Here is an 11,706-nt window from a genome sequence, read left to right as displayed (position 1 = left end):
CTTAAAATCCAGCATACACGGGCAAAATTTGCTATAATATTTGTTGACTGATTTTTAGAAAGGGTGGCGAACAGCGTGTCGAAAGAAAGCCTATTGGCAGGAATGAATGACAAGCAACAAGAAGCCGTATTAGACACAGAAGGACCGCTACTGATCATGGCTGGTGCCGGCTCGGGGAAAACTCGGGTTTTGACGCACCGGGTAGCATATTTGATTGAAGAAAAAGGGGTCAATCCCTGGAACGTTTTAGCGATTACCTTTACTAACAAGGCCGCCCGCGAAATGCGTGAACGGGTCGGTAAACTGCTGGGTGATTCGGCCCAGGACGTGTGGGTCTCGACCTTCCACGCCCTGTGTGTCCGGATCCTCCGGCGCGATATCGAGCAAATTGGCTATAACCGGGCATTTACGATTGCCGGAACCAGTGAACAGCGGACGTTGGTCAAGCGCATCTTAACGGAACAAAACATTGATTCCAAAAAGTTTGACCCGCGCTCGATCTTATCAGCAATTTCCAACGCCAAGAACGATTTACAGACGCCGGAAATGTATAAGGAATCGGCGGCCAGCCCGTTTGAAAGCGTCGTTGCCGACGTTTATTTGCAGTATCAGCGTGAACTGGCTGCCGACCAGGCCGTGGATTTTGACGACCTGATTATGCTGACCATCCAATTATTCAAACAACATAAGGAAACGCTACAGTGGTACCAAAATAAATTCCACTACATTCACGTTGACGAATACCAAGATACTAACAACGCCCAGTACACATTGGTTAACATGTTAGCTGACCAGTATAAGAACCTGTGCGTGGTCGGGGATGCCGACCAATCGATCTACGGTTGGCGGGGCGCCAATATGGAAAATATCCTGGATTTTGAAAAGGATTATCCGCAAGCCGACACCGTCATGTTGGAACAAAATTACCGTTCGACCAAGACGATTCTGGCGGCGGCCAACGCCGTTATCAATCACAACACGACCCGGCGACCAAAGAAGTTATGGACCGAAAATACTAACGGGGATTTAATTTCTTACTACCGTGGTCAAAGCGAAAGTGACGAGACCCACTTTGTGATTTCGAAGATTCAAGAAAACATGCAGCAAAAGCAGTTCAACTACGGCGACTTTGCCATCCTGTATCGGACTAACGCTCAGTCGCGGGTAATGGAAGAATCACTGGTCAAGGCCAACATTCCCTACACGATGGTTGGCGGGAATAAGTTCTACGACCGTAAAGAAATTCGTGACGTTTTGTCCTACTTAACGTTAGTGGTTAACGATCAGGATTCGATGAACTTTGAACGGGTCGTCAACGAACCGAAGCGCGGGATTGGTCAAACTAGTGTTGAAAAATTACGCTTGTTCGCCGATGAAGCGGGTTATTCAATGCTTGAAGCGGCCAGCAACGTGGACATGGCTAACGGCATCTCAACCCGTGCCAAGGGTTCCCTCAGCAAGTTTGCGGCGATTATCAACGAGTTACGCGCCATGCGCGAGTACCTATCGGTGACCGACCTGACGAACGAAATCTTGGACCGCAGTGGCTACATGAAGATGCTGAAAGACCAAGTTGCGTCGAAGTCGTTGGAAGCCCAGGCCCGAATCGAAAACATCGAAGAATTCTTATCAGTAACGAAACAATTTGATGATAGCTACCACCCAGAAGACGAAGACAGTGATAAGTTTGTTGATTTCTTAGCCGACCTAGCGTTAGTTTCGGACATTGATAACGTCGAAGAGGAACCGCAGGCGGTGACCCTGATGACGCTGCACGCGGCCAAGGGGCTTGAATTTCCGGTCGTCTTCATGATTGGGATGGAAGACGGCATCTTCCCGTTATCGCGGGCCATGATGGACGAGGACGAATTGGAAGAAGAACGCCGGTTAGCCTACGTTGGGATTACCCGGGCGGAGAAGAAGTTATACCTCACCAACGCCTATTCACGGATGTTGTACGGGCGGCGGCAGAACAACCCGGCTTCCCGGTTCATTGAAGAAATCGATCCGAGTTTGATCAAGAATGAAAATACGTTGGACGGGCGCAGTAGTGGTCCCGACGTTCCGTTCGGCAATGCCCGTGAACGGCGGGCGTTTACGCCAACTTATAAGAAGAATCCGGTCGGGACACGGGCAACCGTTAAGAAACAAACCGGTACCGGTGCGGATAAAAATAGTTGGGCGATCGGTGACAAGGTTACTCATCGCAAATGGGGGACCGGAACGGTCGTCAAAGTTAGCGGTGCCGGTGAAGACGCTGAACTAGACATTGCCTTTAAGTCGGAAGGCATCAAGCGGCTCTTAGCCGCCTTTGCCCCGATCAAGAAGGTTCAGGACTAACGGTAAGGAGGTTTTTGGGATGGCAGAACAACCAGTCGACAAACTGACCGCAGACCAAGCGGCCAAACAAGCAGCAACGTTACGGGCGCGGCTGAACCAGTGGCGGCGTGAGTATTATGATAACGACGCCCCCAGTGTTGAAGATGACGTTTATGACCACGATTATGAACGGTTAATTGCGTTGGAACGTGCCTACCCGCAACTCGTAACCGCCGATTCGCCGACCCGCTTAGTCGGTGGTTCGGTCAAAGCCGGCTTTACCAAGGTGCAACATGAGATTCCGATGCTGTCACTCGGCGACGTCTTTTCACAAGCCGAGTTACAGGAATTCAACGACCGGTTAGTGCAAAATGTCGGTGACCCGTTCGACTATAATTGCGAATTGAAAATTGACGGGCTGGCGCTCTCGCTACGTTATGAAAATGGCCGACTGGTCCAGGGGTCGACCCGGGGCAACGGTTCGATTGGTGAAGATATTACTGAAAATATCATGACAATCGACTCGATTCCGCACCAGTTGACCAAGCCGCTAACGATCGACGTGCGCGGCGAGTGTTACATGCCGAAAGCCGCCTTTGCCGCCCTGAACGAAAAGCGTGAAGCGGCTGGCGAAAGTGTCTTTGCCAATCCGCGCAACGCTGCAGCTGGTTCGTTACGGCAGTTAGATTCGAAGGTGACGGCGGAACGCCAACTCAGCACTTTCATGTATAACGTGGCCGATTACGACGTGCTGACGGCGCGAACCCAAAGCGACATGTTGGAAGAATTTGCCGACCTCGGCTTTCAAATTAACCCCGATTTTCAGGTTGCGCACTCGATGAGCGACGTCTTTGATTACATTGACCGTTATCAAGCCCGGCGCGCTGACTTGGCGTACGGAATCGATGGTATCGTGATCAAGGCCAACCCGTTGCCGCTTCAACGGCAGTTAGGGGCCACCGTGAAAGTCCCGCGGTGGGCGATCGCCTTCAAGTTTCCACCGGACGAACAGCCGACCAAGTTACTGGACGTTGAGTGGACGGTCGGTCGGACCGGCGTCGTAACGCCAACGGCCATCATGGACCCGGTTCAACTTGCCGGGACGACGGTTGCGCGGGCTTCGCTGCATAACCCGGACTACGTGAACGCCAAGGACGTTCGCATCGGCGACACGGTCTTGCTGCATAAAGCTGGGGATATTATCCCTGAAATCTCAGCGGTCGATTTAGATAAACGACCTAAAGATGCCGAACCGTTACCGATTCCGACGCACTGCCCGTCGTGTGGCGCCGACCTCGTTCATTTAGAAGACGAAGTTGCCCTGCGGTGTGTCAACCCGTTGTGTCCTGCGCAGGTTCAGGAAGGCTTGGTCCACTTCGCCTCCCGTAACGCGATGAACATTGACGGCTTAGGACCGCGGATCATTGGTCAGCTCTATGAAAAGGGCCTGGTGAAAGACGTGGCCGGGTTGTACCAGTTAACGACCGATCAGCTCTTAAGTTTAGATAAAATAAAGGATAAATCTGCGGCTAAGCTCTTGACAGCGATTGACCGTAGCCGTAATAATTCACTTGAACGTTTATTATTCGGACTCGGGATTCGCCACGTCGGGGCTAAGGCCGCCCGCTTGATTGCCCAACACTTCGGGACAATTGAAGCGTTGATGGCAGCTGACCAGGCGGAAATTGCCGTCATCGATTCGATGGGTGATATTATTGCCAACGCGGTCGTGCAGTATTTTGCCAACGACGGGGCGAAGACGTTGATTGCGGAATTACAGGCCGTCAACGTTAATACCACTTACCAGGGTCCGAGTGAAACGGTTGCTGAAGACAGTGACAGTTGGTTTGCGGGCAAGCGCGTCGTGCTGACCGGGAAGCTGCAAAGCTTTACCCGGGCGGACGCCACGGCTTGGTTGCAAGCCCACGGTGCGAAGGTGACCGGAAGTGTTTCTAAGAAGACGGACCTGGTCGTCGCCGGAACGGATGCCGGGAGTAAGTTGCAAAAGGCGCAACAGCTCGAAGTACCCGTTTGGGACGAAGCCCGGTTCGACGAAACCATGAGGGAGGATCAACAAGCGTGAGGATCAAACGCATACGCATGATCGGTCTGGTGGCAGTTGCCGCCCTAGTATTGGCTGGTTGTGGGAATTTGAAAAATTCGTCGTTTGGCGCTAACAGTACCAGCAACACGACGACCGGTTCCAAGACAACGACCACGACCGGGACAACGACCAGTGACGACTACGAAGGCGTCATCAAGAACGGTCAGTACCGGACTAGCAAGTCGCGCGGGGTCAACGTGTCACAAAATGACAACGTGATGAACCTGAAGAGTTTTGAAATCGGACTGTTAGACGTTTCTAAGAAGGTCTTTTCAACCGATAAGTACGTCATGCAAGAGGGGCAGTACCTGAAGTCGTCGACCGTTGAAAACTGGTTGGGACGTTACTCCAAGTCTAATCAGAGCGGTTTGAACCCGAAGGATAACGGTAAAAAGGGCGAGACGACCCGGAACCCGATTTACTTGCAACAGTTGGAAGAACAAGATTACATGGTGCAAAATGGCAGTAAGTTGTCACTTGGCGGCGTAACGATTGGACTCGGTTTGAACTCGGTCGATTACTACACCAAGGTTCAATACGGGGCGACTTATGAAACCAAGATTTCGACCACTGAACTAACTGCTCAGGGGAAGAAAATGGCTAATAAGGTCTTACAACGGTTACGGCAACGGTCTTCGTTGAAAAACGTGCCGATCGTGCTGGCACTATATAAACAGTCGTCAAACGATAGTTTAGTCGGTGGTAACATGATTGGTTACGCCGTTTCGAAAAACGGCTCAACCTCGGTTTCTGACTGGAAGAGCCTGAACTGGAATAACTACGTGTTCCCAGCGACGTCCGAATCGAAGAACGCCGGCGCCAACAATAATGATGAATCGGACTTTAGTTCGTTTAAGTCGCACGTTCAAAACTTCTTCCCGAACCTTTCGGGAGTGACGGCGAATGCCCACTATAAGGACAAGTCCTTGAGTAAGCTGAGCGTGAACATTACGACCAAATTTTACAGTGAAACCGAAATTATCAGTTTCACCCAGTACGTCTCCACGGCTGCTAAGCGCTACTTGCCATCCGGGGTACCGGTCGAAATTACGATCAAGAGTGCCAATGGCGATATTCAGAGTTTCTTAGCGCGGACGGCGAAGGGCAGCTCGTACTACACCCACGTCTTTAGTGACCAGGGGAATAATTAATCAGTAGATTGAAGAAAGAAGGAAATTTGATGGCTGAAGAGCGAATCAATGCCGAACAAGTACAACACGTTGCGGGCCTAGCTAAGCTGGAATTTACCGCCGACGAACTCGGTACCTTTACGGGACAACTTGAAAAGATTATTGGGATGTTTGAAGAATTAAGCGCGGTCGATACGACCGACGTTCCGGCAACCATGCGCTTAGACGACGACACCAATCGGTTGGGTCAAGCCAACATGCGTCCCGATAAGGCCGTTAAGAGTGACGAAGCCTTACGCCAAGCCCTACTTAAGAACGCACCGGAAACGGCGAACGGCTTAATTAAGGTACCGGCGATTATTGATGAAAGTGGGGACGGCGAATAATGAACTATTTCGACCAGGATTTAACCAGCTTACACGCTGATTTAGTTGCTAAAAAGATCAGTGCGGTAGATTTAGCCAAGGCCACTTTTGAAAACTTACGGGCCGTGGATCCGCAATTAGGCGCGTTCTTAAACCTCAATGAAGAAGCCGTTTTGAAACAAGCTGCTGACATTGATGCCAAGGGAATCGACCCGGACAAGTTGATGGCTGGGATTCCGGTGGCGGTCAAAGATAATATTATGACCAAGGACTTAACGACGACCGCGGCTTCCAAGATGTTGGAACACTTTGTGCCGGTATATGACGCAACGGTAGTTGAAAAGATGCGTGCTAACGACGCGGTCATCATTGGGAAGAACAACATGGATGAATTTGCCATGGGTGGTTCGACCGAAAATTCCGCGTTCAAAGTGACCCGCAACCCGTGGGACGTTAGCCGCGTTCCCGGTGGGTCTTCGGGTGGTTCGGCGGTTGCCGTCGCTTCTGGTCAGGTGCCGGTTGCGTTCGGTTCCGATACCGGGGGCTCGATTCGCCAACCAGCTTCCTTTAACGGCGTCGTTGGGATGAAGCCGACGTACGGCCGGGTTTCACGTTGGGGCTTGATTGCCTTTGGCTCGTCATTGGATCAAATCGGGCCACTGACGCGCAGCGTGAAGGATAACGCCGCCGCCTTAAACATGATTGCCGGTTACGACCAGCACGACGGGACTTCCTCGAAACAGACGGTGCCGGACTTTACGGCCGGTTTAGACGGTAACGTTAAGGGCATGAAAATCGCCTTACCAAAGGAATACATGGATAAGGGAATCGATCCTAAGGTCCGCGAAGTTATCGAAAACGCCGTTAAGCAGTTCGAAGCCTTAGGGGCGACCGTTGAAGAAGTTTCCTTGCCACATAGCCGTTACGGCGTGGCCGCATACTACATTATCGCGTCTTCCGAAGCCTCGTCGAACTTACAACGTTTCGACGGGATTCGCTACGGTTTCCGGGCCGAAGACGTTAAGAATTTGGAAGACGTTTACGTTCGCAGCCGTTCCGAAGGTTTTGGCGACGAAGTGAAACGCCGCATCATGCTCGGGACGTTCTCACTGTCAGCCGGTTACTACGACGCTTACTTCCATAAAGCGGGCCAGGTACGGACGCTGATCATTAACGACTTTAAGAAGGTCTTTGAAGACTACGACTTGATCTTAGGTCCGGTTGCACCAACGCCGGCCTTCAAGATCGGTGATGAAATTTCCGACCCGATTACGATGTACATGAACGACGTCTTAACGATTCCGGTCAACTTAGCCGGGTTACCAGGGATGTCGGTTCCAGCGGGCTTTGCGGATGGCTTACCGGTCGGCTTACAGTTGATTGGGAAACCGTTTGATGAAAGCACGCTTTATAAAGCGGGCTACGCGTTCGAACAAGCAACGGACGTGCATAAGCAGACCCCAGAAGTCGGAGGTGCTAACTAATGAATTTTGTGACAACCATTGGGCTGGAAGTCCACGTTGAATTAAAGACCAATTCCAAAATCTTTAGTCCGTCACCCGTGCAATTTGGTGCCGAACCAAACGCCAACACGAACGTGATCGACTGGGGATATCCCGGGGTCTTACCAACGCCGAACAAGGGCGTCGTTGAAGCCGGGATCAAAGCAGCAACCGCGTTACACGCGGAGATTGAACACCATACGTACTTCGACCGGAAGAACTACTTCTACCCGGATAACCCGAAGGCTTACCAAATTACCCAGCACGAAAAGCCAATCGCGCACGACGGCTGGATTGAGATTGAAGTTGACGGTAAGAAGAAAAAGGTCGGCATTGAAGAGATGCACATCGAAGAAGATGCTGGGAAAAACACCCACGAAAGCGACTATTCTTACGTTGACTTGAACCGGCAAGGCACGCCGTTGATCGAAATCGTGTCGAAACCGGAAATCAATTCACCGGCCGAAGCCTACGCTTACTGTGAAGCGTTACGCCAACGGATCCAATTTACCGGTGTTTCCGACGTTAAGATGGAAGAAGGTTCAATGCGGGTCGACGTTAACATTTCGATTCGACCAGCGGGTTCTGACAAGTACGGAGTTAAGACCGAAATGAAGAACTTGAACTCCTTCAACTACGTCCGGAAATCCTTGGAATACGAGGAACAACGCCAGCAACGGGTCTTAATGTCCGGCGGCAAGGTTCAACAGGAAACCCGTCGTTTTGATGAAACGACCGGCCAGACGATTTTAATGCGGGTGAAGGAAGGTAGCGACGATTACCGTTACTTCCCAGAACCAGATATTCCAGCCGTCAACATTGACGATGACTGGATCAAGGAAGTCCAAGCCACGATTCCCGAAATGCCGGGCTCACGGCGCGACCGTTACATTAACCAGTTTGGTTTGACGGCCTACGATGCCGGGGTCTTGACGCAAACTAAGGAAATGTCCGATTTCTTTGACGCCACCGTTGCGCAGGGGGCAGATCCGAAATTAGCCTCGAACTACCTGCAAGGGGACGTTAACGCCTACCTGAACGAAAATAAGGTTGGCTTGTTAGCAACCGACTTGACACCGGAACACTTGGCCGGCATGATTAAGATGATCTCCGACGAAACGATTTCAAGTAAAATCGCTAAGAAGGTCTTTAAAGCCATTATGGCCGGGACGGAACCCGTTAAGTGGGTCAATGACAAGGGCTTAGTCCAATTGTCCGACCCAGCGAAGTTACAACCGATCGTCGACGACGTCCTGGATAACAACGACCAGTCGATCGAAGACTTCAAGAACGGGAAGGACCGCGCCGTGGGTTACTTAGTGGGTCAAATCATGAAGAAGACTCGCGGACAAGCTAACCCGAAAGTGGTTAATAAATTATTGATGACATCATTAAAAGCACGGTAAAACCGGATACTGATCAGCGCTTACGGCAAGTTGCCGCGGGTGCTGACGGTGTAACGCGTTAAAAAGGACACCTACCAAATTAATTTGGCGCGGGTCCTTTTAGCGTGTTCAGTGCCGAATACCGCGCGTTCGGAGGAATAGGAACATGCGTAAACGGGCACGACTTATTTATAATCCCACTTCGGGACGGGAAGCGTTAGCTCACGACCTGGTCCAAATTCTGGGTATTTTTGAACAGGCTGGTTACGAAACTAGCGCGTATGCGACCACGCCGGCGCCAAATTCGGCGGCTGATGAAGCCCGCCGCTGCGCTAAGGACGGTTTCGAACTGATCGTGGCGGCCGGTGGTGACGGCACCATTAACCAAGTTGTTAATGGGCTTGCCGGCTTAAAGCGGCGCCCAAAAATGGCGATTATCCCGGCCGGGACGACCAACGACTACGCCCGCGCACTTCGGATTCCGCGCGATGATCCGGTCGCGGCGGCTAAAGTGGTCTTGAAAAACCAAACGGTCAAGATGGATATCGGCCAAGCGGGTGACCAGTACTTTATCAACATCGCAGCTGGTGGTCTGCTGACGGAATTGACTTATGACGTACCATCGCAGTTAAAGTCGATTTTCGGCTACGCGGCCTACCTGGCAAAGGGGGCCGAGCTGTTACCGCGGGTCAAGCCGGTTGAGATGGATTTGAAGTATGACGGTGGTCACTTTATGGGTAAGGCTTCGATGTTCTTCTTAGCGCTGACTAATTCGGTTGGCGGCTTTGAACAACTGGTACCGGACGCCTCACTGGATGACGGTAAGTTCACGATGATCATCGTGAAGACCGGGAACTTGGCGAAGATGCTGCACCTGATGACACTGGTCCTCAACGGTGGTAAGCACATCAACGATCCAAGTATCATTTACGTGAAGACCCATAAGGTGGTGGCCAAGTCACCGAAGGACCGCCTGATGATCAACATTGACGGTGAGTACGGTGGCGATGCCCCGATGACGTTCCGGAACTTGAAACAACACATTGAAATGTTTGCGGATACCGACCGGATTCCGGAAGCGGCGATTACGGATCCTGAAATTGAGGACGCGGAACGCCACTTCGTTTCGGCGGTCGACCAACTGGCTGACCAACCGAACGCTGATTCGCAATCTGAATAGCTTGCTAAAATTACCGTTTACCTATAAAATGGGGAGCGGTAATTTTTTTACGGGGGCGGCGAACCGTCCCAACGACTAAACTTGTCACTTAGCGGGTGACGTGCGTTGCCCAGCCAACTAAAAGAAATTCGAGGATACAAATGAAACTTAATTTACCAGTCCATAAGGGCGAAGAACTTGACGTGACGATTATCGATCTGACTTATCAGGGGATGGGTGTCGCTAAGGTCGATAACTACCCAATCTTTATCGAAAATGCTTTACCGGAAGAAAAAATTACGGTCAAGGTGACGAAGACCGCTAAGAACTTTGCGTTCGGTGAAGTGGTTAAGATCAACCAGGTCAGCCCACACCGGGTCAATCCGAAGGGCCGCGTTTACCGGCAGACCGGGATCGCACCACTGCAACACTTGGCTTACCCGGAACAGTTGAAGTTCAAGCAGCACCAAGTGGCCGAACTATTCGCGAAGGTGCACATGGACGACGTTGAAGTTTTACCAACGATTGGGATGGCTAATCCGACCCAGTACCGTAACAAGGCCCAAGTGCCGGTGCGCCAGGTACAGGGTAAGTTGACGACTGGTTTTTACAAGAAGAACAGTCACCAATTGATGCCAATTGAAGATTACTACATCCAGGATCCCGAAATTGATAAAGCTATCGTGGTTATCCGCGATATTTTACGGAAGTACCACGAAGCGGCTTACGATGAATTTCACCACAGTGGGACAATTCGGACGATCATGGTCCGGCGCGGTTATTACAGCCACGAAATGATGGTCGTCATTGTGACGCGGACCAAGCACTTACCAATGGCCGACGTTATCACGAAGGAAATCCAAGCGGCCTTACCAGAAGTCGTTAGTGTTATTCAAAACGTGAACCAAAAGAAGACTAACGTCATTTTAGGACCGGATAACAACGTGTTAGCCGGTAAGTCAACGATTGATGACCAGTTACTTGGTTTAACCTTTGCGATTTCCGCTCAGTCGTTTTACCAAGTCAACCCGCAACAAACTGAAAAGTTGTACCAGTTAGCCATCGACCAAGCTGGCTTGACTGGCAAAGAAACCGTGATCGATGCCTATTCCGGAATCGGGACGATTTCACTAACGATGGCGCAACACGCCAAGCAGGTTTACGGGGTTGAAATCGTGCCGGCCGCCGTTGAGAACGCCAAACAAAACGCCGATAAGAACGACATTAAGAACGCTAAGTTCGTGCTCGGCAGTGCCGAGAAAGTCATGGCACAGTGGCAGGAAGACGGCGTTCAACCGGACGTAATCGTCGTTGATCCGCCCCGCAAAGGGTTGGACGCCGACTTCATCAAGAGTGCCGGTGAAATGGCGCCGAAGAAGGTCGTTTACATCAGCTGCAACCCGTCCACGTTAGTTCGCGACGTTCAACGGTTCGCAGAATACGGCTACCAGATCAGCGCACCGGTCCAACCGGTCGACCAATTCCCACAGACGCCGCACATTGAAAGTGTGACGGTGTTGGAACGCAAAGACTAATAATAAGCTGAAAACGCCGAAATAACGGTGGGTATGCTTAATTGAAAATGACCCAATTCCTTTGATGTTTGGAATTGGGTCATTTTTATTTTTCAGGCTCTTTATTAAGGCTCTATGATATTTGGTGTTGATGGATAAAAACCATCAACACCATTTTTTATGCACAACAAAAGGACATACCGTCCTGTGCTACAATCTAGTCGACCA

Annotated in this window: 8 protein-coding genes; all 8 read left to right on the top strand. The window is 51.0% G+C overall.

Features of this window, described 5'->3' with window-relative positions; translation table 11 throughout:
- Positions 1-75 precede the first annotated feature (75 nt).
- The 8 genes from pcrA (at position 76) to rlmD (ending at position 11,499) form a co-directional block, all read left to right on the top strand.
- On the top strand, positions 76-2,340 hold the full coding sequence (gene pcrA / locus FFM82_RS06050) for a DNA helicase PcrA (RefSeq protein WP_137644976.1): 2,265 nt from the start codon (positions 76-78) through the stop codon (positions 2,338-2,340).
- A 19-nt stretch (positions 2,341-2,359) separates the two neighbouring features.
- Positions 2,360-4,402, top strand: coding sequence for an NAD-dependent DNA ligase LigA (gene ligA / locus FFM82_RS06045; RefSeq protein ID WP_137644975.1), 2,043 nt, complete (start codon positions 2,360-2,362; stop codon positions 4,400-4,402).
- Positions 4,399-5,574, top strand: a complete 1,176-nt coding sequence (locus tag FFM82_RS06040) for a CamS family sex pheromone protein (protein WP_137644974.1) — start codon at positions 4,399-4,401, stop codon at positions 5,572-5,574. Before ligA ends, FFM82_RS06040 begins: the two co-directional genes overlap by 4 nt.
- Before the next feature lie 29 nt (positions 5,575-5,603).
- Positions 5,604-5,939: an Asp-tRNA(Asn)/Glu-tRNA(Gln) amidotransferase subunit GatC gene (gene gatC, locus FFM82_RS06035; protein WP_137644973.1), complete on the top strand. Its 336-nt coding sequence runs from the start codon at positions 5,604-5,606 to the stop codon at positions 5,937-5,939.
- Positions 5,939-7,402 (top strand): Asp-tRNA(Asn)/Glu-tRNA(Gln) amidotransferase subunit GatA, encoded by a 1,464-nt coding sequence (gene gatA, locus FFM82_RS06030; RefSeq protein WP_137644972.1) that lies wholly within the window; start codon positions 5,939-5,941, stop codon positions 7,400-7,402. Before gatC ends, gatA begins: the two co-directional genes overlap by 1 nt.
- Complete coding sequence (gene gatB, locus FFM82_RS06025; protein ID WP_137644971.1) at positions 7,402-8,826, top strand: Asp-tRNA(Asn)/Glu-tRNA(Gln) amidotransferase subunit GatB; 1,425 nt, start codon at positions 7,402-7,404, stop codon at positions 8,824-8,826. Before gatA ends, gatB begins: the two co-directional genes overlap by 1 nt.
- Before the next feature lie 145 nt (positions 8,827-8,971).
- Positions 8,972-9,985: a diacylglycerol kinase gene (locus FFM82_RS06020; protein ID WP_137644970.1), complete on the top strand. Its 1,014-nt coding sequence runs from the start codon at positions 8,972-8,974 to the stop codon at positions 9,983-9,985.
- Between the two features lie 140 nt (positions 9,986-10,125).
- A complete protein-coding gene (gene rlmD / locus FFM82_RS06015) occupies positions 10,126-11,499 on the top strand; it encodes a 23S rRNA (uracil(1939)-C(5))-methyltransferase RlmD (protein WP_137644969.1) in 1,374 nt (457 codons plus the stop codon).
- Positions 11,500-11,706: the final 207 nt, after the last annotated feature.

Source organism: Lactiplantibacillus plajomi (genome assembly GCF_005405405.1).
Taxonomy (GTDB): Bacteria; Bacillota; Bacilli; order Lactobacillales; family Lactobacillaceae; genus Lactiplantibacillus; species Lactiplantibacillus plajomi.
This window is presented reverse-complemented; position numbering and strand designations above follow the sequence as displayed.